The organism is Pantoea sp. AN62, assembly GCF_050432985.1.
GTDB classification, from domain to species: Bacteria; Pseudomonadota; Gammaproteobacteria; order Enterobacterales; family Enterobacteriaceae; genus Pantoea; species Pantoea brenneri.
Window position 1 is genome coordinate 38364 of record NZ_JBNPYB010000011.1, and the last position, 21062, is coordinate 59425.

18 protein-coding genes are annotated in these 21062 nt (G+C 55.3%); 3 read left to right on the forward strand and 15 right to left on the reverse strand.

Annotated features, from left to right (window positions below; all coding sequences use genetic code 11):
* Nucleotides 1-9 precede the first annotated feature (9 nt).
* The 5 genes from amtB to FHW04_RS14020 form a co-directional block, all read right to left on the reverse strand.
* Complete coding sequence (gene amtB / locus FHW04_RS14000; RefSeq protein WP_089562056.1) at nucleotides 10-1296, reverse strand: ammonium transporter AmtB; 1287 nt, start codon at nucleotides 1294-1296, stop codon at nucleotides 10-12.
* Between the two features lie 33 nt (nucleotides 1297-1329).
* The gene (gene glnK, locus FHW04_RS14005) at nucleotides 1330-1668 is read right to left on the reverse strand and encodes a P-II family nitrogen regulator (protein ID WP_003850469.1); all 339 of its coding nucleotides are present in this window, start codon (nucleotides 1666-1668) and stop codon (nucleotides 1330-1332) included.
* A gap of 257 nt (nucleotides 1669-1925) precedes the next feature.
* On the reverse strand, nucleotides 1926-3701 hold the full coding sequence (locus FHW04_RS14010) for a SmdB family multidrug efflux ABC transporter permease/ATP-binding protein (protein ID WP_089562055.1): 1776 nt from the start codon (nucleotides 3699-3701) through the stop codon (nucleotides 1926-1928).
* Nucleotides 3694-5463: a SmdA family multidrug ABC transporter permease/ATP-binding protein gene (locus tag FHW04_RS14015; RefSeq protein WP_031374665.1), complete on the reverse strand. Its 1770-nt coding sequence runs from the start codon at nucleotides 5461-5463 to the stop codon at nucleotides 3694-3696. Before FHW04_RS14015 ends, FHW04_RS14010 begins: the two co-directional genes overlap by 8 nt.
* 24 nt (nucleotides 5464-5487) lie before the next feature.
* Complete coding sequence (locus FHW04_RS14020) at nucleotides 5488-5949, reverse strand: Lrp/AsnC family transcriptional regulator (protein ID WP_031374666.1); 462 nt, start codon at nucleotides 5947-5949, stop codon at nucleotides 5488-5490.
* Nucleotides 5950-6065: 116 nt separating this feature from the next.
* Between FHW04_RS14020 and FHW04_RS14025 the strand changes: the two genes are divergently transcribed.
* Entirely contained in the window at nucleotides 6066-7100 is a 1035-nt protein-coding gene (locus tag FHW04_RS14025; protein ID WP_031374667.1) for a PLP-dependent cysteine synthase family protein, read from the forward strand.
* A 34-nt stretch (nucleotides 7101-7134) separates the two neighbouring features.
* On the opposite strand, the gene cof is transcribed toward FHW04_RS14025, so the two are convergent.
* Nucleotides 7135-7956 (reverse strand): HMP-PP phosphatase, encoded by an 822-nt coding sequence (gene cof / locus FHW04_RS14030; RefSeq protein ID WP_089562054.1) that lies wholly within the window; start codon nucleotides 7954-7956, stop codon nucleotides 7135-7137.
* Between the two features lie 93 nt (nucleotides 7957-8049).
* Between cof and FHW04_RS14035 the strand changes: the two genes are divergently transcribed.
* Together FHW04_RS14035 and queC are read left to right on the forward strand one after the other, a co-directional pair.
* The gene (locus FHW04_RS14035) at nucleotides 8050-9768 is read left to right on the forward strand and encodes an SgrR family transcriptional regulator (protein ID WP_089562053.1); all 1719 of its coding nucleotides are present in this window, start codon (nucleotides 8050-8052) and stop codon (nucleotides 9766-9768) included.
* 41 nt (nucleotides 9769-9809) lie between these two features.
* Nucleotides 9810-10505 carry a 7-cyano-7-deazaguanine synthase QueC gene (queC, locus tag FHW04_RS14040; RefSeq protein ID WP_031374669.1) on the forward strand — a complete coding sequence of 232 codons (696 nt, stop codon included), beginning with the start codon at nucleotides 9810-9812 and terminating at the stop codon, nucleotides 10503-10505.
* A 66-nt stretch (nucleotides 10506-10571) separates the two neighbouring features.
* Here the strand turns inward: queC and FHW04_RS14045 are convergent, their stop codons facing one another.
* From FHW04_RS14045 to bolA, 9 genes are all read right to left on the reverse strand, one after another.
* Nucleotides 10572-10970 (reverse strand): acyl-CoA thioesterase, encoded by a 399-nt coding sequence (locus tag FHW04_RS14045; protein WP_031374670.1) that lies wholly within the window; start codon nucleotides 10968-10970, stop codon nucleotides 10572-10574.
* Between the two features lie 100 nt (nucleotides 10971-11070).
* Entirely contained in the window at nucleotides 11071-11424 is a 354-nt protein-coding gene (locus FHW04_RS14050) for a helix-hairpin-helix domain-containing protein (RefSeq protein ID WP_089562052.1), read from the reverse strand.
* Between the two features lie 139 nt (nucleotides 11425-11563).
* Nucleotides 11564-13432, reverse strand: a complete 1869-nt coding sequence (gene ppiD, locus FHW04_RS14055) for a peptidylprolyl isomerase (protein ID WP_031374672.1) — start codon at nucleotides 13430-13432, stop codon at nucleotides 11564-11566.
* 247 nt (nucleotides 13433-13679) lie between these two features.
* Complete coding sequence (gene hupB, locus FHW04_RS14060; protein ID WP_014606441.1) at nucleotides 13680-13952, reverse strand: nucleoid-associated protein HU-beta; 273 nt, start codon at nucleotides 13950-13952, stop codon at nucleotides 13680-13682.
* Nucleotides 13953-14167: 215 nt separating this feature from the next.
* Nucleotides 14168-16522: an endopeptidase La gene (gene lon / locus FHW04_RS14065; protein ID WP_031374673.1), complete on the reverse strand. Its 2355-nt coding sequence runs from the start codon at nucleotides 16520-16522 to the stop codon at nucleotides 14168-14170.
* A gap of 186 nt (nucleotides 16523-16708) precedes the next feature.
* Nucleotides 16709-17980 carry an ATP-dependent protease ATP-binding subunit ClpX gene (gene clpX, locus FHW04_RS14070; RefSeq protein ID WP_031374674.1) on the reverse strand — a complete coding sequence of 424 codons (1272 nt, stop codon included), beginning with the start codon at nucleotides 17978-17980 and terminating at the stop codon, nucleotides 16709-16711.
* Between the two features lie 134 nt (nucleotides 17981-18114).
* The gene (gene clpP / locus FHW04_RS14075) at nucleotides 18115-18738 is read right to left on the reverse strand and encodes an ATP-dependent Clp endopeptidase proteolytic subunit ClpP (RefSeq protein WP_031374675.1); all 624 of its coding nucleotides are present in this window, start codon (nucleotides 18736-18738) and stop codon (nucleotides 18115-18117) included.
* 334 nt (nucleotides 18739-19072) lie between these two features.
* Complete coding sequence (gene tig / locus FHW04_RS14080) at nucleotides 19073-20377, reverse strand: trigger factor (protein ID WP_046288484.1); 1305 nt, start codon at nucleotides 20375-20377, stop codon at nucleotides 19073-19075.
* A gap of 295 nt (nucleotides 20378-20672) precedes the next feature.
* On the reverse strand, nucleotides 20673-20987 hold the full coding sequence (bolA, locus tag FHW04_RS14085) for a transcriptional regulator BolA (RefSeq protein WP_031374676.1): 315 nt from the start codon (nucleotides 20985-20987) through the stop codon (nucleotides 20673-20675).
* Nucleotides 20988-21062: the final 75 nt, after the last annotated feature.

A 21062-nucleotide genomic window follows, 5' to 3' on the forward strand; every position in this document is an offset into this window, starting at 1 on the left:
GAGGAAAACTTATTGGTTATAAGCATTCTCGCCGTGGCTGTTGACGTCCAGACCTTCACGCTCATGCTCTTCCGGCACGCGCAGTCCGACAATCATGTCCGCCAGCTTGAAGCCGATGAAGGCTACTACGCCAGACCAGACGATGGTCAGGCCGACGCTGAACAGCTGCACCCACACCTGATGGCCCATGGTCACGCCCTCAGCGTAGCCCACACCGCCCAGTGAAGAAGAAGCGAAGACGCCGGTCAGGATACAGCCCACGATGCCGCAGACGCCGTGCACGCCGAACACATCGCAGGGATCGTCCACCCGCAGCCATTTCTTCAGGGTGGTGACGCCCCACAGTCCGGCCAGTCCACCAACCAGACCAATAATCAACGCCCCGCCGACACCCACGTAACCACAGGCTGGAGTAATAGCCACCAGCCCGGCAATGAAGCCAGAACAGGCGCCCAGCAGTGAAGGTTTACCGCGTACGGCCCACTCACCAAAGGTCCATGACAGCACCGCGCCCGCAGTGGCGACAACGGTATTCAGGAAGGCCAGCGCCGCAATTTCGTTAGCCGCCGAGGCAGAACCGGCGTTGAAGCCGAACCAGCCCACATAGAGGATGGCGGTACCGGTGAAGACCATTGGCAGGTTATGCGGTTTGAACGCTTCTTTGCCGAAGCCAGCACGTTTGCCAACCAGATAAGCACCAACCAGTCCGGCAACTGCGGCATTGATGTGCACCACGGTGCCGCCAGCGAAGTCCAGCGCGCCATCCTGAGCCAGGAAGCCGCCCGCCCACACCATATGTGCGATAGGCAGATAGGCCAGGGTCAGCCAGACACCAACAAAAATCAGCACGGCAGAGAAGCGGATACGTTCAGCAATGGCACCGATAATCAGGCCGACGGTGATACAGGCAAACGATGCCTGGAAGGCAACGTGGATATACTGGTAGAAGCTGCCCATTACTGCGGTCAGCTGGATGTTTTTCAGCATCGCCCAGCCGAAGCCACCAAAGAAGGCGTTACCTTCGCTAAAGGCCAGTGAATAGCCGTAAACCATCCACAATACGCAGACCAGAGAAAAGGTGACCGCAACCTGCGTCAGCATGGAGAGGACGTTCTTGCCGCGAATCAATCCGCCGTAAAACAGCGCAATACCTGGAATCGACATAAACAGCACCAGCGCGGTGCAAATCATCATAAATGCGTTATCAGCCTTGTCCGCAACGGCAGGTGCAGCCATCGCGAGCGATGGTAACAGTGCCAGGCTGGTGAGGCCCAACTTAGCGAAAACTTTATTCATTTTTTTCCATCCCATCACAGTACTGAGTCTTAATTACAGAGCGGCTTCGTCGGTCTCGCCGGTACGAATACGAATGACGCGCTGCAGTTCAGCCACGAAAATTTTACCGTCGCCAATTTTGCCGGTGTAAGCCGCTTTACTGATGACATCCACCACTTCGTCTAACTGATCGTCAGCGATGGCGATGTCAATTTTGACTTTAGGCAGGAAGTTCACGCTGTATTCTGCGCCACGGTACAGCTCCGCGTGGCCTTTCTGACGACCAAAACCTTTTACTTCGGAGACGGTCAGCCCCTGAATGCCGATAGAGGATAACGCTTCACGCACATCCTCCAGCTTGAATGGCTTAATTACGACGGTAACCAGCTTCATTGGATCCCCTCCAGCGATTAAATGAGTGAGTCTCACGGACACGCAAGGATCTAAGCAAAGCCTGTGCCATAAATAAAAAAACCGTGGAATCAATCACCGAGGCGAGACGGGGCAAGGCGTGTTTTGTCGGGGGTCAGTCAGCAGCGCAGAGAATGGCGCACTGCCAGAAAAGCGAATGCACTCCTTTGGTGCGCCAGGCATCAAAGGCGTGCATTTATACAGATTATTCTGATAAAACCGCGCAAAAAAGGTGCAACTTACCCTGCGGTTGTTAAGGGGATGCCCGTCGCCAGATCATCACCTACCTGCTGCAGCTGATACATCTGCCAGTAACGGCCTTGCAGCGCCAGTAATTGCGCGTGATTCCCCTGCTCGACCACCCTGCCACGATGCAGCACCAGGATGTTATCCGCTTCGGTAATTGTTGAGAGCCGGTGGGCGATCACCACCAGCGTACTGTGCTGGCGAAGGGTTCGCAGCGTTTGCTGAATCGCCTGCTCGGTGCCCGAGTCGATATTGGCTGTCGCCTCGTCGAGGATCATCACCTGCGGCAGATCGACCAGGACTCGCGCCAGCGCCAGCAGCTGCTTTTGACCCACAGAGAGATTGTTACCCTGCTCGCCCAGCCGGGTGTGAATGCCGTCAGGCAATGCACGCGCCAGAGGGGCCAGCTGCACCTGCTCCAGCACCGTCCAGACCGCCTCTTCGCTGATCTCGCGACCAAGCCGGACGTTGGCCAGCAGCGTATCCGCCAGCACCACCGGATCCTGCTGAACCATCGCGATACCCCGCCGCAGTACTGCATGGCTGAGTTCGCCAATCGGACGATCGTCAATGCGAATCTCACCGCGGGTAATCGGGTAGTAACCCATTAACAGATTTGCCAGGGTACTTTTGCCGCTGCCGGTATGCCCGACCAGCGCCACAAAGCTGCGTGACGGCACCTCAAGATTAATTTCGCTGAGCACGTCACGATCTTCGCGATAGGCAAAGCTGAGGTTTCTCAGGGTCAGACGACCGGTGGCCAGCGGCCGCGCGTCGGGCCCATACTGCTGCTGCGCCGCATCCATCAGCTCGAAGATCCGCTCGCCCGAGACCACCGCCTGCTGCAACATCGATTGCTGGGTGGTGAGCTCAATCAGCGGCTCATTCAGCCGTCCCAGATAGGTAATAAAGGCATACAGTACGCCGACTTCAAACACGCCGGGCACGGAGAAACTGAACAGCATCAGCAATCCGCACAGCACCATGGCTGAAAACAGGCTTAACAACGGGCGCAGCAGGAAACCGTCAAGCCGCAGCGTTTCCATCCGCGCCAGATAGTGCGAACGACTCGCCTCGCCCATCCGCTCGCCAAAACGCGCCTGCTGACGAAACTGCTGGATCACGCTCATGCCGCTGATCACTTCGTTGAAGCCGTTATTAATGTCGGCCAGATAGCTGCGGACCCGGCGGGCAATCGGCGTGCTGTAACGCTGGTAAATCAGCATCACGACCAGCACCAGCGGGAAAATCATCATCGCTACCAGCGCCATACGCCAGTCGAGGCTGAGCATCGCCACCATCATGGCGCCTACCAGTGCCGCGCTGCGCAGTACCGTCGCCACCACCGTGACATAGAGATCACGGATTACTTCGGTGTCATTGGTGACGCGCGAAATAATCTGTCCGACCGGCTGGGTGTCGAAGGCGCTGAGCGGCTGGCACAGCGCGGCATTCATTACGTCACTGCGCAAGCGCTGCACCACCCCAATGGCGGCGCGGTTAAACAGCAGTGCCTGCCAGTAATGCAGGGCGGCCGCCAGCAGTTGCAGCAGGATAAAACTCACTACCAGCCCGGCAACCAGCCCCCACGGCATCTGATGTTTCGCCACCAGATTGTCGATGAAGTAACTGACCAGCACCGGCCCGGTCACTTCGGCGGCGGCGGCAATCCATAACATGCCCACCGCCAGCGACAGGGATTTCCGCCACGGCTTGCCGTAACTTAACAGGCGCTTCAGGGTGGGCCACAAGCGGGCAGACTTAGCCATGCGGCACTCCTTTCTCATTCTCATCGTCATCCAGCGCGGCTTCCAGCTGCTGATAACGGTACATGTCGCGATACCAGCCCGGGCGATCCGCCAGCGCTTCATGATCGCCACGCTGCGCGATGGTGCCGTGCTGCAGCACCAGAATTTCACTGGCTTCAGTCAGCGCCGATAAACGGTGGGCGCTGATGATCAGGGTCCGGCCTCGTCCCCACTGGCGCAGATTGTGCAGTATTTCATGCTCGGTACGGCCATCTACCGCCGACAGCGCATCATCAAGCACCAGGATTTCCGCGTTCAGCAGCAGCGCGCGCGCAATCGAGATACGCTGCTTCTGCCCGCCCGACAGCATCACGCCACGCTCCCCGACTTCGGTTTCATAGCCCTGCGGCAGCCGCAGAATATCCTCGTGAACGCAGGCCAGCGTGGCGGCCCGCTCAATTTCCTGCTGGGTCGCACCCGGTTTTCCCAGCGCGATGTTGTTGGCGACGCTGTCAGAAAACAGAAACGGGGTCTGACTGACCACCGCCAGCCGGCTGCGCCAGCTGTCCAGCCGCAGCTGTGGCAGCGGAATCTGGTGATAGCGGATATCGCCCTGCTGGATATCAAAATGGCGCTGGATCAGGCTGAGCAGCGTACTCTTGCCGCTGCCGGTCGGGCCGCACAGCCCCAGCATTTCGCCAGGTTTCAGTTCGAAACTGACCTGACTCAGCACCGGACCGGCACTGGCCGGATAGTGAAATTCACGGATCGCTACCTGCAGGTTGCCTGGTTCCGGTGGCAGGGTTTTATCGCCATCTTCGACCGCTGGCGCTTCCGCCAGCAGCGCGCGGATACGGCTCCAGGCGGCGCTGCCGCGCTCGACGATGTTAAACATCCACGCCAGCGCCAGCATCGGCCAGATCATCAGGCCCAGATACATCACAAAACTGGTGAGCTGACCCAGCGTCATCTGATCGTGCCAGACCAGCCAGCTGCCGCCACCGATCGCCAGCAGATTTGAAAAACCGATGGCGATATAGATGGTGGGATCAAAACGGGCATCCACCCGCGCCACCCGCAGGTTCTTTTCACCGGTATCGCGGGCGATGTCAGAGAACTGCTGCGACTGATGCTGTTCCAGACCAAAGGACTTGATCATCCGGATGCTGGTCAGGCTCTCCTGCGTCTGATCGTTGAGGCTGGAGAAGGCGGCCTGCGCCACCTTAAAGCGATGGTGCAGCTGATTACCGTAGCGATGAATGACGATTGCCATGATCGGCATCGGCACCAGCGAAAGCAGCGTCAGCTGCCAGCTGATTTGGGTGCTCATCACCAACAGCACAACGCAGCCCATCACCAGCGAATCGACCAGCGTCAGTACCCCTTCCCCGGCGGCAAACACCACCCGATCGACATCATTAGTGGCGCGCGCAATCAGGTCACCGGTACGGTGGCGCAGGTAAAATGCGGGTTGCTGACGGCTCAGCTGGCGATAAAAATCTTCGCGCAACTCGACCGCCAGCTGGTAAGAGGCACCAAACAGCAATACCCGCCAGACGTAGCGCAGCAGATAAACTACCAGCGCGGTAGCCAGCATCACGCCGATCCACAGCATGATGCGGCTCATGCTCATGCTGTTTTGCGTCACGCCATCGACGATTACCCCGACCACATGCGGCGGCAACAGTTGCAGAATGGCAATAATGATCAGTAAGGTGACCGCGCCCAGATAGCGCCGCCACTCACGCAGAAAGTACCAACTTAATTGACTGAATAATCGCACAACGCTGTTCTCAATCTCATGCCTTTATGGGGCGACAGGTAAGGCCGTGGTGTATTTAATCTCTTCCATGGCGAAGCTGGAGGTTACATCAATCAGGCCTGGGACGCCGTTGACTAACCGCTTGTAAAAAGCATCATAACTTTTCATGTCGGCCACCTGGATGCGCAGCAGATAGTCATACTCGCCGGCCATCCGGTAAAAGGCCATCACTTCCGGCATGCTGTTGACCACCGAGACAAACGCCTGATACCAGTCGCGACTGTGCTGCTGGGTTTTCACAAACATAAACGCCGTCAGTGACAATCCGATTTTTTCGCCATCCAGCAACGCCACCCGAGCGCGAATAATGCCATCATCTTCGAGCTTTTTCAGGCGCTTCCAGCAGGGCGTGGTGGTGAGGTTGACCGCCTCGGCTAATGCCTGCAGCGACAGCGTACAATCGCGTTGCAACAACGCCAGCAGTTTCAGGTCAGTTTTATCTAACATTCGCCACTCCGAGAGAATGATTTTCTCCATTAGCGCTATTTTAGCGTCAATATTGCAATCTCTTTTTCCTGCTCGTGCCTTAAAATAGCCGCAACTCTCTCTGCCGGACGCGTAAGATGCACAGCTGCTGGATTCGCCACGCTATCAACGAAATTAACGCCGATTTTCAACGATCGGCTGAAACCCACCTGATCCGTTTCGATCTGGCGGATTATCCCGGCATCTGGTTTTACCTGAAAGATGAGAGCACCCATCCAAGTGGCAGCCTCAAACACCGACTGGCGCGATCACTGTTTCTGTATGGCCTGGCGAACGGCTGGATTAAACAGGATACGCCAATAATTGAAGCCTCGTCAGGCAGCACTGCCGTTTCTGAGGCGTACTTCGCACGGCTGCTCGGCCTGCCGTTTATCGCGGTAATGCCTGCCAGCACGGCGAAACGGAAAATTGAGCAGATCACCTTTTATGGCGGGCAGTGCCATTTCGTTGACGATCCCTGCCAGCTTTATGTCGAATCTGAACGGCTGGCGCGCGAGCTGAACGGCCACTTTATGGATCAGTTTACCTATGCCGAGCGGGCAACCGACTGGCGCGGTAACAACAACATTGCCGAAAGCATTTTCCGCCAGATGCAGCATGAGCCCTATCCGGTTCCCCATACGCTGATCATGAGTGCCGGTACCGGCGGCACTTCCGCTACGCTGGGACGTTATATCCGCTATCAGGGTTTCTCCACGAAGTTACTGGTGGTCGATCCGCAGCACTCGGTATTTTTTGATTACTGGCATCAGCGCGATGCCAGCCTGACCAGCACGCGTGGCAGCCTGATTGAAGGCATTGGTCGTCCGCGGGTGGAGCCTTCGTTTATGCCAGACGTAATAGATGAAATGATCAAAGTCCCCGATGGCGCGACGCTGGCCGCCATGCTGAAGCTGGAAAAAATTCTGGGACGCAAACCGGGTGCCTCTACCGGTACCAATTTCTGGGGCATGATGCAGGTCGCGAAACGTTTACGGGCGGCTAACCAGCAGGGCGCGCTGGTGACGCTGCTGTGTGACAGCGGCGAGCGTTATCCGGATAGTTATTATCAGCCGGAGTGGGTAGCGAAACACATCGGTGATATCACGCCGTGGCAGCGCGAGCTGGAATAAAAAACCGGACATCCTGTCCGGTACACGGCAATCCTCAGCATTCGGGGGAATACGCGAGGTGGGGTGTCGCCAGCCAGTGATTTAAATAGTGAGACACCGCCTGTGTCTCGCAATGTCCTAAGACCGGCAGATGCGGTAACGCCGCCTTTAACTGCGCCATCGCATTGCCCATGATGAAACCGTGCCCCGCCTGCGCCAGCATTTCCCGATCGTTCATCGCATCGCCAAACGCCATGCACTCTGCCAGGGTCAATGAAAGACCATCGCATAACCGTGCCAGGGCGCTGCCTTTGTTGCAGTTTTTCGGCAATACTTCGAGACAATCGGCGGCAGAGAAACAGATATTGGCCTGCTCGCCCAGCGCGGCATCCAGCTGCGTTTTTAACTGGCAGAGCGACTGATGATGATCGACAAAACAGATTTTAGTGACCTGATGTGCCGGCATGGTTTTTAAATCGCGCAGCTGATAGTGGAACCCGCTCATCTGATGGGCCGCCAGCAGATCCGGCTGCGGACGATCGGTAAACCAGCCCTGATCGTTGAAAATATGGATGCTGGCGCGGGTCTGCCAGTGGCTGTGGATCACCTCTTCCGCCACCTGAGGCGGCAGATCCTGGGCAAACAGCAGATTACCCTGCTGATCGTGTATCCGGGTGCCGTTACCCGTGATCAGCCACGCCGGCAGGATCATCTGTTGCCGCAGGATCTGCATCTCCAGCAGGTGACGACCGGTGGCCAGCGCCAGATGAATACCGCGCTGATGCAGGGCATGCAGGCTCGCCAGCGTTTGCTGGCCCAACTGATGATCGGGCAGTAACAGGGTGCCATCCATATCGAAGGCGGCTAAGCGCACCATAATCAATCCTCTGCTGTAAAGGTGAGCCTTACTATTGCCTGTTAATTACGGAACTAATAGTGAATACTTTGAAAAAACTGTTCCGGGTTTACTATGCGTCAGCTCAACCGTCTTAATCAGTTTCAGCGCCTGTGGCAGCAAAGCCAGGGCGCAGCCCAGCAAACCTGCGTTGCCGAGATGGCCCGCCACTGCATTTGTAGTGAGCGCCATCTGCGTACCCTGTTGTCACAATGGCAGCATGCCGGCTGGTTGCAGTGGCACGGCGAACCGGGTCGCGGCAAACAGGGACAGCTGCAGTTTCTGCGCTCGCCTGAGCAACTACGTCAGCAGCTGCTGCAAAGCCAGCTGGATGCCGGGGATACCGCCGACGCGCTGCAATTGCTGGATGTCCCGCCGGAACGGCTGATTAATATGCTGCGGCCGCTGATGGGCGGGCAATGGCAGAACGATTCACCGGTTCTGCGCATTCCGTACTATCGCCCGCTGGAAAGTACCGAGCCGCGACACATCACCGGCCGGGCCGAGCAGCATCTGGTGCGTCAACTCTATTCCGGGCTGACCCGTTTTGAGCAGGACGAGCCGGTCGGGGATCTGGCCCACCACTGGCAACACGATGAGTCCGCCTGCCGCTGGCTGTTCTGGTTACGCCCGCAGCTGGTGTGGCATAACGAGGAGCCAATTCGGGCCGCTCAGCTGGTCACGCAGTTGCAGCATCTGTTACAGGACCCGCGGGTCAGCACGCTGCTGGCTGAGGTGATCGAAGTCGATGCGCCTCATCCGCTCGCGGTGCGGTTTACCCTGCGGCGCAGCGATTTCTGGCTGCCCCATCGTCTCGCTCACCTGCTGTGCCTGCTGCCCCATCCCGACGATGCCAGTATCGGCAGTGGCCCCTGGAAGCTAATGCACTTCACCCCGGAACTGGTGAGAATTGAAAGTCATGCCCGCTGGCATCTGCGTCTGCCCTTGCTGCAGGCGGTGGAGTACTGGATTACTCCGCAGCTGTTTGATCCGATGCTCGGCAGCAGTTGCCGTCATCCGGTGCAGATTGCGATTGGCGACGCCGGCGATCTGAAAGCCCTGCAACCGGTCAGCAGCAGTATCAGCCTTGGCTTTTGCTATCTGGTCTGTCGTCCACGCGCCGGTTTTACGCCTGCCAAGGCGCGACGGCTGTTCCAGCTGATCCAGCAAAGCGGCATTATCGCGCGCTTGCCGCTTGATGAAGGATTGATTACCCCCAGCCAGGAGTTACTGCCAGGCTGGCCGGTGCCGCCGATTGATGCCGAACCACTGTCACTGCCAGCCAGCCTGACGCTGTATTATCAACTGCCGGTCGAACTGCACCAGACCGCTGAGGCCCTGCGCCAGCTATTACAACAGCACGGCTGCACGTTGCGGGTGGTATTTCATGAGGTTAAGAGCTGGCACAGCGTGCCGCAGCTTGATGAAGCAGATATCGTGATGGGGGATCGGCTGATCGGGGATGCGCCGGTGTTTACTCTTGCAGGCTGGTTACAGCTCGACAGATTATGGCGCCCTTTCATGGCCACCGCTCAGGGTGAAGCGGTACAAGCGCAACTGCTGACCCTGCAGCAACTGGCCGACAGTGAGGCTCGTGATCAGGCCCTGCATCAGCTCTATCATCAACTGATGCGCGCCGGTATCCTGCTGCCGCTATTCAATTACCGCTATCAGATTTACGCGCCGCCCGGCGTTGAAGGCATTCAGTTAAACACCCTGGGCTGGTTCGATTTCAGTCGTGCCTGGATTCCACCGCCGATTGATCGGCCGCACAGCTGTTCAGCGGCGGAGTGAGGCATTACCATAAGCGCATAACTCACCATCGGGAAAATAGCATGAAACGCGCCGTTGTCGTTTTTAGCGGTGGACAAGATTCCACCACCTGCCTTGTTCAGGCGTTACAGCAATACGATGAAGTTCACTGTGTCACATTCGATTATGGTCAGCGTCATCGTGAAGAGATTGAGGTAGCACGCGACCTGGCCATCAGGCTGGGCGCACGCGCCCATAAAGTGCTGGATGTTACGATGCTGAACGATCTGGCTGTCAGCAGCCTGACGCGAGATAACATCCCGGTTCCGACCTACGATCCCAACGCCAGCGGCTTGCCGAGCACCTTCGTACCGGGCCGCAATATCCTGTTCCTGACCCTAGCGTCAGTTTATGCCTATCAGGTTGAAGCGGAAGCGGTGATTACCGGGGTATGTGAAACGGACTTTTCCGGCTATCCCGACTGCCGCGATGAGTTTGTCAAAGCGCTGAATCATGCGGTCAGCCTCGGTATGGCGCGCGAGGTCCGTTTTGAAACCCCGCTGATGTGGCTGAATAAAGCTGAAACCTGGGCGCTGGCGGACTACTGGCAGCAGTTACCACTGGTACGCGAGCAGACTCTGACCTGCTATAACGGCGTGAAAGGCGATGGATGCGGTGAGTGTGCCGCCTGCCATTTACGCGCCAATGGCCTGCAGGGTTACCTTAACGATCGTGCCGGCGTCATGGCCGCCATGAAGGCCAAAAGCGGCCTGGAGTAAGCCTATCGGGGCGGCAATCACGCCACCGTTGCCGCCTCTGCTTCATCAGGATGCGCCACAATGTGCTCAGGCCATCAGGCGCGTCAGTCGTTCACGCAATTCTCCCTCCAGCGGTACCGCCTTCTGGGTTCTCAGGTCGATGCAAACGAAGGTCAGCGCGGCATCAGCGACCACCGTCTCTTCTCCCGCCAGCAACACCCGCTGCGCAATAATTCCGCTTTTACCGTTCAACTGGGTAATCTGGCTGTCGATTGCCAGAACGTCGCCCAGCACGGCCGGGCGACGATAGTTGATATTGATATTCACCACCACAAATGCCAGTTTCTGTTCCAGCAGCCAGTGAAATGCCTCAACTTCTTCCAGCCATTGCCAGCGCGCCTCCTCGAGGAATTCGAGATAGCGCGCGTTGTTAACGTGCTGATAGACATCAAGATGGTAGCCGCGCACTTTAATTGTGGTCTGCATGTTTATGCTCTCCTGCTGCTGCGAGTGAACTGGTTGGACCTGTTCACTTTAGCAGAGTCGTTCTGCTACAGCAGACAAAGCATCAGAGATGCGTGGCGCCTCACAATTTCAGGCGGGCCGCATTACGCTCCAGCAGCGAATTGCCAATACCCGGCACCTCATTTAACTGCTGGATGGCGCTGAACGGTCCGTACTGTTCACGGTAGCTGACGATTGATTGCGCCTTCTTCAGCCCGACACCTTGCATGGCGGCAGAGAGCTGCTCGGCTGTGGCCTGATTGATACTGACCTGCTCCTGCGGCGTGACGACCGCCGATGGTGTGGACGGCAAAATACTTTTCGCAGCTGCGCTGCTGTCCGAAGCAGGCGCAGGTGCGGCAGACAGTAAGGTCTGATAGAACGCGCCGCCCAGCGCGAGTGAAAAATAGAGGGCACATAAAGTCGATTTAGCCATGCTGTGTTTCTCCTTGTGGTTAACAGCAGCCACAGGATGGCATCCCCGCCGGATGGCTTCAAAAGCCAGATTGCAGATATGGAAAAGGCCGCGAATGCGGCCTTTGATTATTTCATTTGTTACGCAGGTTCTGCGAGGCTTACTGCATTTGTGCGGCTGCGCCGTACTTAATTTTTGCCTCTTTGCGCAGATTTTGCAGCAGGGCTTCAAACGCCAGCTGGGCATTATTCTGCGTCACGCCTTTGACCATTTCATCGATCTGCGCCTGTGGCATGCTGCCGGTAGTGACTTTATCCACCGCCACCAGCACCACATTACCCTGCATATCTTCGCTCACGCCCCACGACGGTTTATTCTCCGCCGGCTGTGGCAGATTGAAAGCCGCCTGTGCAACCGGGTCCTGGGCATTACGATCGACCGTTTTACTGGCGCTCAGGGTCAGACCTGCGGCGGTTAACGCATCCTGTTTACCGGCTTTAAGGTCGGCCAGCAGCTTGTCAGCCTGCGATTTCGCCTGTTGGGTAGCTTTATCGTGTTTCAGGGTGTCAGCAATCTGAGTTTTAACCTGATCCAGCGGCTTCACTGCTTCCGGCTTATGCTCGCTGACGCGCAGCACAAAGGCCCGGTCACCGTCGACGCTGATGATGTCAGAGTTATTGCCCGGTGCACCATTCTGCCCGACCAGTCCACCGTTAAAGATCGCCTGTTTCACCGCGTCGAAGTCGAGTTCCTTCGGCAGCGCATCCTGGCTGAACCAGCCGGTTTCTTTGGCTTTCAGGCCGGAAGCCTGCTCGGCACCCGCCAGCGATTCGTTATCGTTGCTGGCCGCTTCGCTGACTTTCTGCTGCAGTTTATAGAAGGCATCGACGCCCTTCTCCTGCTTCACTTTCGCCGCAATGGCATCACGAACTTCATCCAGCGGCTTAACCTGCTCTGGCTGGATATCGTCGAGACGCACAATCAGGAAACCGACCGAGGATTTAATCACCCCGGACATCTGGCCTTTTTCGGTCAGACCGGCATTTTTCAGCTCATCTGGCGTGGTCGCAGGTTCCAGCCAGCCCATATCCCCGCCCTTACGCGCAGAGATCGGGTCGATGGATTTGCTTTTTGCCAGTTCGGTGAAGCTGGCGCCGCCTTTCAGCTGGGTCAGCAACGCATTGGCGTCCGCTTCCGTTTTGGTCTGAATAACACTGTAGCGATTACGCTGCGGCTGGGTGTAATCAGCTTTATGCTGGTCGTACCAGGCCTGAATATCGGCCTCGCTGGCATCCTGTTGCATGCTGGCTGCATCCATCAGGATGTAGCTGACACGGAACTGCTCCGGCGCCATGAAGCTGGTTTTATGCTGCTGGTAATACTGATTTATCTCGTCATCAGACACGGTCTGCTTAGCCGCCAGAGCATTGACGTCGAGGGTCGCCTGACGAATAACACGCTGTTGTGAAACCAGCTCCACCAGTTTGCTGGTTTCGCCCTTAAGCATGAAGTCGGTGTTTGCCACCGCATTGATCAGTTGCTGATTAGAGAGCTGCTTACGCAGCGCTTCAGCATACTGGTCGGCAGAAAAGCCCATGTTGCCGATCAGACCAAGATATTTGGCATTATCAAATTTGCCGTTGGTCTGGAAAGCCTGCTGATTAAAAATCGCCTGCTTAACCTGATCGTCACTGATGCTGAGATGTAAGTCTTTGATGTAGCTGTCGAGCAGGGCCTGATCGATTAACTGCGACAGCGCCTGCTGGCGGATCTGCTGCATGTAGCCATCGTTACTGGCCAGCTGAGAAAATTGATCGCCCAGCATCTGCTGCTGACGGCTGCGCTCGCTGTTGAACGCCTGTTCCAGCTGTGCCCGGCTGATTTCCTGACCGTTAACTTTGGCCGCATAATCGTTGTTGCCGCCAATCAGATAGTTGCCAACGCCGGTCAGCACAAAGGAGAGGATAATCAACCCCAAAATAATCTTGAGCACGACATGGTTCGACGCCGCGCGTAAATTGTCCATCATGGTATGACAACACTCCGCTGTAGTGTGAATGTAAAGCTCGGGCGCAATACGCCGTATCCTGACGCATCACGCAGCTGCAGACTTCGCTGTCAGCCTCAAGCCGGCTCCGGTCCATATTATGGCCTGATTATCGCCGGTTAAAACAAAAAAGGCACATCTGATTGATGTGCCCGTATGTTACATGAGAACGCGTTAACCGTCCTCTGATCCACTGAAGAAAATACGTCAATGAACGTTTTCGTTGTTATTAATTGACTGCGTCTTTCAATGCTTTACCAGCACGGAAGCCCGGTACTTTACCGGCCGGAATTGTAATCTCTTTGCCGGTTTGTGGGTTGCGGCCAGTGCGTGCAGCACGCTCGCGCACGGAGAAAGTGCCGAAACCGACCAGCGCCACTTCGTCGCCGCCTTTCAGCGCGTCAGAAACAGAACCCATGAATGCATCTAAAACACGTCCCGCTGCTGCTTTAGAAATATCAGCATCCGCAGCAATTTTGTCGATCAACTGTGACTTATTCACTCTCTTCATCCCCTCTTTTATTATTTCACATCGTACCCGCGCTTCCCGCCGGATACGCACGCGCAGCAAGTTATATCAAGCCTGTGGAGCCGAAACAACGGAATTTCTCTGAGAACACCGCGTCGGCAGCCACCTAAATTAGCGGCACAAAAAAAAGCTGGCAAGCGCCAATTGCCTTGCCAGCTTCGCTTTTTAACGGTTTATGCCGTTAATCACTATTTTGCGGTCGCAACCTGCATACCGTACGGCGCATTTTCCAGTGCCAGATTCAGCACTTCTTCGATGCGTTTGACCGGATGGATGTCGAGATCGGCAATCACGTTCTGTGGAATCTCTTCCAGATCGCGTTTGTTGTCGTCCGGGATCAGCACCGTTTTAATGCCACCGCGGTGGGCTGCCAGCAGCTTCTCTTTCAGTCCGCCAATCGGCAGTACCTGTCCGCGCAGGGTGATTTCACCGGTCATGGCGACATCAGCACGGACCGGGTTACCGGTCAGGCAGGAGACCAGCGCCGTACACATCGCAATACCGGCGCTTGGACCATCTTTCGGCGTTGCCCCTTCCGGAACGTGAACGTGGATATCACGTTTCTCGTAGAAGTCGCCGTTGATGCCCAGCTTCTCGGCACGCGCACGCACCACGGTTAAGGCGGCCTGAATTGACTCCTGCATCACCTCACCCAGTGAACCGGTATAGGTCAGCTTGCCTTTACCCGGTACGCAGGCGGTTTCAATCGTCAGCAGATCGCCACCCACTTCGGTCCACGCCAGACCGGTTACCTGGCCCACGCGGTTTTCACTGTCAGCACGACCGTAGTCGAAGCGTTGCACCCCGAGGAAATCCTTCAGGTTTTCACCATTGATAGTGATGTGCTTTTTCGTCTTGTCCATCAGCAGCGACTTGACCGCTTTACGGCACAATTTCGACAGCTCACGCTCAAGGCTACGCACCCCGGCTTCACGCGTGTAGTAACGGATAATGCCGACAATCGCACTGTCTTCGACCGTGATCTCATTGGCTTTCAGCGCGTTACGCTCAATCTGTTTCGGCAACAGATGCTGTTTGGCGATGTTCAGTTTTTCATCCTCGGTGTAACCCGATAGACGAATCACTTCCATACGGTCCAGCAGCGGTGCCGGAATGTTCATGGAGTTCGAGGTCGCCACGAACATCACATCTGACAGGTCATAATCGACTTCCAGATAGTGATCGTTGAACGCAATGTTTTGTTCTGGATCAAGCACTTCCAGCAATGCTGAAGCCGGATCGCCGCGCATGTCGGACGACATTTTGTCAATCTCATCCAGCAGGAACAGCGGGTTTTTAACCCCGACTTTAGCCATTTTCTGGATCAGCTTGCCCGGCATCGAACCGATATAGGTACGACGGTGACCACGGATCTCGGCTTCGTCACGTACGCCGCCCAGCGCCATACGCACATATTTACGTCCGGTCGCTTTCGCGATCGACTGACCGAGGGAGGTTTTACCTACCCCTGGCGGTCCGACCAGGCAGAGGATCGGGCCTTTGATTTTGCTGACGCGACTCTGCACCGCAAGATACTCAAGGATACGATCCTTCACGCGCTCAAGGCCGTAATGGTCGATATCCAGCGTCTCCTGGGCTTTACGCAGATCTTTTTTGACTTTGCTGCGCGCGTTCCATGGAACCTGCACCATCCAGTCGATGTAGCCACGTACCACGGTCGCTTCCGCTGACATCGGAGACATCATTTTCAGCTTCTGCAGCTCAGCTTCGGCTTTTTCACGCGCCTCTTCCGGCATTTTGGCCGCGTCGATTTTGCGTTTTAACGCTTCGTACTCGTCAGGCGCATCGTCCATTTCGCCCAGCTCTTTCTGAATCGCCTTCATCTGCTCATTCAGATAGTACTCACGCTGGCTCTTCTCCATCTGCTTTTTAACGCGGTTGCGAATACGCTTCTCAACCTGCAGCAGATCGATTTCAGACTCCATCATCGCCATCAGATATTCCAGACGTTCGTTAACGTCGGACATCTCCAGCACAGACTGTTTGTCTGCCAGTTTCAACGGCATATGTGCAGCGACGGTGTCAGCCAGACGGGCCGCATCGTCAATGTTGTTCAGCGAGGTTAAAACCTCAGGCGGGATCTTTTTATTAAGTTTGATGTAGCCTTCAAACTGATTGATTGCGGTGCGCACCAGCACTTCCTGCTCGCGCTCTTCAATCTCTGGCGACACCAGATATTCAGCCTCGGCCACAAAATGATCACCGTTATCCGCCAGCGTGGTGATGTGGGCGCGCTGCAAACCTTCGACCAGCACTTTAACCGTACCGTCCGGCAGTTTCAGCATTTGCAATACAGATGCAACGGTCCCTACCGAGAAGAGATCGTTAATGCCAGGTTCATCCGTTGAAGCCTCTTTCTGTGCGACCAGCATGATCTTCTTATCATGATCCATTGCGGCTTCGAGGCACCGAATTGATTTTTCCCGGCCAACAAACAACGGAATTACCATGTGCGGATAAACCACCACGTCGCGCAGCGGCAACACGGGGATTTCAATGCGTTCAGAACGCTCAGGATTCATAGAGCTCTCTCTTAGTTTAATGTCCGCCAGGTGATGGGAACCGCATCAGGCAGGTATGCAGTTAAACCCACAGGTATCTGAGTATATGGGGATGATCGTCCGACATTCAACGTCACAGAGGCGAGAAAAGCAAAAGGGGAAACATTTTCCCCTTTTTTAAGATGACAACCTGGATGATCTGTTTATTTATTCGCCAGAAGCCTGCGCTTCGTGCTTACCGTAAATCAGCATCGGCTCAGACTGGCCTTCAATAACTGATTCATCAATCACCACTTTTTCGACATCGTCCATCGACGGCAGGTCGTACATCGTTTCCAGCAACGCCCCTTCGACGATTGAACGTAAACCACGTGCGCCGGTTTTGCGTGACATCGCTTTTTTCGCGATAGCAGTTAACGCCTCGTCACGGAATTCCAGCTCAACGCCTTCCAGGTTAAACAGCGCCTGGTACTGTTTGGTCAGGGCGTTTTTCGGTTCACGCAGAATCTGTATCAGCGCTTCTTCACTCAGTTCGCTCAGGGTAGCGACTACCGGCAGACGACCGATGAATTCGGGGATCAGACCAAATTTGATCAAATCTTCCGGTTCACACTGTGAAAGCAGTTCGCCTTCGGTGGCTTTCTGCGATTTGCCTTTTACGGTGGCGCCGAAACCGATACCCGATCCGGTCTCCACACGCTGGGCAATCACTTTATCCAGTCCGGCAAATGCGCCGCCGCAGATAAACAGAATCTTAGAGGTATCAACCTGCAAGAATTCCTGCTGCGGATGCTTACGTCCACCCTGCGGTGGAACGGCAGCCACGGTGCCTTCAATCAGCTTCAGTAATGCCTGCTGCACGCCTTCGCCTGAAACGTCACGGGTAATCGACGGGTTATCAGACTTACGTGAGATTTTGTCGATTTCATCAATATAAACGATGCCGCGCTGCGCTTTCTGCACGTCGTAGTCGCACTTCTGCAGCAGTTTCTGAATGATGTTTTCCACATCTTCACCCACGTAACCCGCTTCGGTCAGCGTGGTGGCGTCAGCCATGGTGAACGGCACATCCAGCAAGCGTGCCAGTGTTTCTGCCAGCAGCGTTTTACCGCTACCGGTCGGGCCAATCAGCAGAATGTTACTTTTGCCCAGTTCGATGCCATTGCTGGTATCGCCGTTACGCAGGCGTTTGTAGTGGTTATACACCGCCACAGCCAGCACTTTCTTCGCCTTTTCCTGGCCGATTACATAATCATCGAGGTGATGGCGAATTTCATGCGGTGTAGGCAGCGCGCTACGTTCGCGATGCGGGGCAACTTCTTTAATCTCTTCGCGAATGATGTCGTTACACAGATCAACACACTCATCGCAGATATACACTGACGGCCCGGCAATCAGCTTTCGCACTTCATGCTGGCTTTTGCCGCAAAAAGAGCAGTACAGCAACTTTCCTGAACCGTCTTTGCGCTTATCTGTCATCAGTTAACCTCTTCTTGTTCTCAGGCCATACCGGCGTACGGCGCTGGCCGTGCGGAGACGGCCGAAATTCATTCAACCCAAACTGGTACCCTTATCCCGTTAACTATAGCGTAAGGACAAGGGTAAGTCGGGTCTTATTCTCGATGCGTCAGAATTGAATCGACTAATCCATACTCTACCGCTTCACTCGCCGAGAGGAAACGGTCACGCTCGGTATCACGCTCAATTTCTTCCAGCGTTTTACCGGTATGCTCAGCCATCAGTTCGTTCATACGCTGCTTAACTTTCAGGATTTCACGCGCATGGATTTCAATGTCTGACGCCTGACCCTGGTAGCCACCCAGTGGCTGGTGGATCATCACGCGGGAATTTGGCAGGCAGAAACGCTTACCTTTGGTGCCCGCAGTCAGCAGGAAGGCGCCCATAGAGCAGGCCTGTCCCATACAGATGGTGCTGACATCTGGTTTGATAAATTTCATGGTGTCGTAGATCGACATCCCGGCGGTAATCACCCCGCCTGGCGAGTTGATGTAGAGATAGATATCTTTTTCCGGGTTCTCTGCTTCCAGAAACAGCATCTGCGCCACGATCAGATTGGCCATGTGATCTTCAACCTGGCCGGTCAGAAAGATGACGCGCTCTTTGAGCAGACGGGAGTAAATGTCGTAAGAACGCTCACCGCGCGAAGTTTGTTCGACCACCATTGGCACCAGCGCATTGTGCGGTGCAGTATATTCACGATCGCCACTGTATGACATTACCGTCTCCTGGATAAATTTCATTGGCAACATTCTGTACCGATTCTACGTAAGACGAGCGGAAAAAACCACGCTCAGCCTGTTTCCGACACCTCAGGACGGCTAATCAGTCAGCATAACTGTTTTCTTGCATACTCCCTGTATCTGGGGATGCTGCCCAGTTGTTTCAAGCATAACAACCTTTTCTTCAATCGCTAACCCGGAAAAAGCGATGCGTGAATAATTTGCCGAATAATTAGGCAAATAGCGCCAAAGAGTGTGCGCTCAAACGCGAAACACAAAAAAGCCCGCGACTTTTCAGTCACGGGCTTAGCACAGACGGTTAAATCGGTGATCAGGCCTGTGCGGTCTGATTCATCAGATCCTGGAAGTTGGTCTCTTTCTCGGTCACTTTGGCTTTCGCCAGAACCGCTTCAACCGCTTGCTCTTCCAGTGCGACGTTGCGCATGTTGTTCATCAGCTCGTTATTCTTGCTGTAGAACTCGATCACTTCCTGCGGATCTTCATACGCAGACGCCATCTCTTCAATCAGCGCGTTAACGCGGGCTTCGTCAGCTTTCAGCTCGTGGGTACGAATCACTTCGCCCAGCAGCAGGCCAACTACCACACGGCGTTTCGCCTGCTCTTCAAACAGTTCGCGTGGCAGTTCCAGCGCTTGCTGCTCGTTGCCACCGAAACGCTGTGCAGCCTGGCGACGCAGAACGTCGATTTCGCTGTCGATCAGAGCGGCGGGCACGTCGATGTCGTTCGCCGCGACCAGGCCATCAATCGCCTGCGTTTTCACGCGGTTACGGATTGCACCTTTCAGCTCACGATCCATGTTCTTACGCACTTCAGCGCGCAGACCGGCAACGGAACCATCTTCAACGCCGAAACGCTTGATGAACTCTTCGGTCAGTTCTGGCAGTTCGCGCGTCTCAACTTTCTTCAGCACGATCTCGAACTTCGCGTCTTTGCCTTTCAGGTTTTCCGCGTGGTAGTCGTCCGGGAATTTCACGTCGATAGTGAAAGTCTCGCCCGCTTTGTGACCCACAACGCCTTCTTCAAAGCCTGGGATCATGCGGCCCTGGCCCATTGCCAGTACGAAATCAGAGGCTTTTCCGCCTTCGAATTCTTCACCGTCAACAGAACCGTTGAAATCGATAGTGGCACGATCTTCCGGACCGGCTGCTGCATCGCTTTCGATCCAGTTAGCCTGCTGCTTACGCAGGGTGTCCAGCATGGTGTCAACATCAGCATCAGTCACTTCAACCAGTGGTTTTTCGACTTCGATGTTTTCCAGGCCTTTCAGTTCAACTTCTGGATAAACTTCGAATTCAACCGAGTAGGTGAAATCCTGACCTTCTTTATATTCGCCCGGCACATAGTTTGGTGCGCCAGCCGGATTGATCTTCTCTTTGATGATGGCGTCAACGAAGTTACGCGTCATCAGATCGCCCAGCACGTCCTGACGGACAGAAGCGCCGTAACGCTGCGCAACGATGTTCATCGGCACTTTGCCTTTACGGAAACCATCGATACGGACTTTCCTGGCAACGTCAACCAGTTCTTTTTTTACAGCGCTTTCGATGCTGTCAGCAGCGACAGTAATCGTAATGCGACGGCCCAGGCCCTGAGTGGTTTCTACAGAAACTTGCATCTTGTTACCTCAAAAAATCACGTGCTCGGTCAACTTCAGACACCACACATAGTGAAATGCGCCGTATCCAACAACCGGGACGGCTTCCGTGAAGAGAACCTGATCCCTGTTACCAGAAGCGTCCCGAAGACATTCCGGAAAAATAGACGCAGCATTATAGCGACATCGCCGGAATGAGTCGAGGACGCTAACTCACCACTTTTCAGCAGCTTTGCTGCTTTTTTGAGCCGGAGATCGCGTTTCTGGCTAAATAAGCAAAAAAAAACGGCCCGCAGGCCGTTTTCGTGAGGGGTGATCAGGCGAGCGTTCCGGCACCGCGACAGTTCGGCGACGCCAGTACCGTATCCTGCAGTCCTTCCCACTCTTTCAGGGTATAGGTATGAAGTGCTAAGGCGTGCACGCTGCCGGCTAATTCGGCCGCGAGTTCACCGTAGATGGAGCGATGACGCGCCAGGAAACGTTGGCCCGCAAAGCAATCACTGACAATGACCACTTTGAAATGGCTCTCAGACCCGGCAGGAACATTGTGTCGATAACTTTCGTCATGCACTTCCAGATGAGCCGGCTCAAAAGCCAGGCGCAGCTTTTCTTCTATTTGTTCGCGAATCATGGGTATTACTCCTCAATGGCGAGCGCTGTGCCCCATCTCTTTCAATATTAGTCGCTTTTACCGCGCTTTCCCGTA

Bases quoted from the DNA above. Each gene is read 5' to 3' on its own strand.
- FHW04_RS14035 (WP_089562053.1), top strand. From the start codon at position 8,050: ATGCGTCAGCTCAACCGTCTTAATCAGTTTCAGCGCCTGTGGCAGCAA.
- lon (WP_031374673.1), bottom strand. From the start codon at position 16,522: ATGAATCCTGAGCGTTCTGAACGCATTGAAATCCCCGTGTTGCCGCTG.
- queC (WP_031374669.1), top strand. From the start codon at position 9,810: ATGAAACGCGCCGTTGTCGTTTTTAGCGGTGGACAAGATTCCACCACC.
- clpP (WP_031374675.1), bottom strand. From the start codon at position 18,738: ATGTCATACAGTGGCGATCGTGAATATACTGCACCGCACAATGCGCTG.
- FHW04_RS14050 (WP_089562052.1), bottom strand. From the start codon at position 11,424: ATGGCTAAATCGACTTTATGTGCCCTCTATTTTTCACTCGCGCTGGGC.
- ppiD (WP_031374672.1), bottom strand. From the start codon at position 13,432: ATGATGGACAATTTACGCGCGGCGTCGAACCATGTCGTGCTCAAGATT.
- FHW04_RS14010 (WP_089562055.1), bottom strand. From the start codon at position 3,701: ATGGCTAAGTCTGCCCGCTTGTGGCCCACCCTGAAGCGCCTGTTAAGT.
- FHW04_RS14020 (WP_031374666.1), bottom strand. From the start codon at position 5,949: ATGTTAGATAAAACTGACCTGAAACTGCTGGCGTTGTTGCAACGCGAT.
- FHW04_RS14045 (WP_031374670.1), bottom strand. From the start codon at position 10,970: ATGCAGACCACAATTAAAGTGCGCGGCTACCATCTTGATGTCTATCAG.
- bolA (WP_031374676.1), bottom strand. From the start codon at position 20,987: ATGATTCGCGAACAAATAGAAGAAAAGCTGCGCCTGGCTTTTGAGCCG.
- clpX (WP_031374674.1), bottom strand. From the start codon at position 17,980: ATGACAGATAAGCGCAAAGACGGTTCAGGAAAGTTGCTGTACTGCTCT.
- FHW04_RS14025 (WP_031374667.1), top strand. From the start codon at position 6,066: ATGCACAGCTGCTGGATTCGCCACGCTATCAACGAAATTAACGCCGAT.
- cof (WP_089562054.1), bottom strand. From the start codon at position 7,956: ATGGTGCGCTTAGCCGCCTTCGATATGGATGGCACCCTGTTACTGCCC.
- tig (WP_046288484.1), bottom strand. From the start codon at position 20,377: ATGCAAGTTTCTGTAGAAACCACTCAGGGCCTGGGCCGTCGCATTACG.
- glnK (WP_003850469.1), bottom strand. From the start codon at position 1,668: ATGAAGCTGGTTACCGTCGTAATTAAGCCATTCAAGCTGGAGGATGTG.
- amtB (WP_089562056.1), bottom strand. From the start codon at position 1,296: ATGAATAAAGTTTTCGCTAAGTTGGGCCTCACCAGCCTGGCACTGTTA.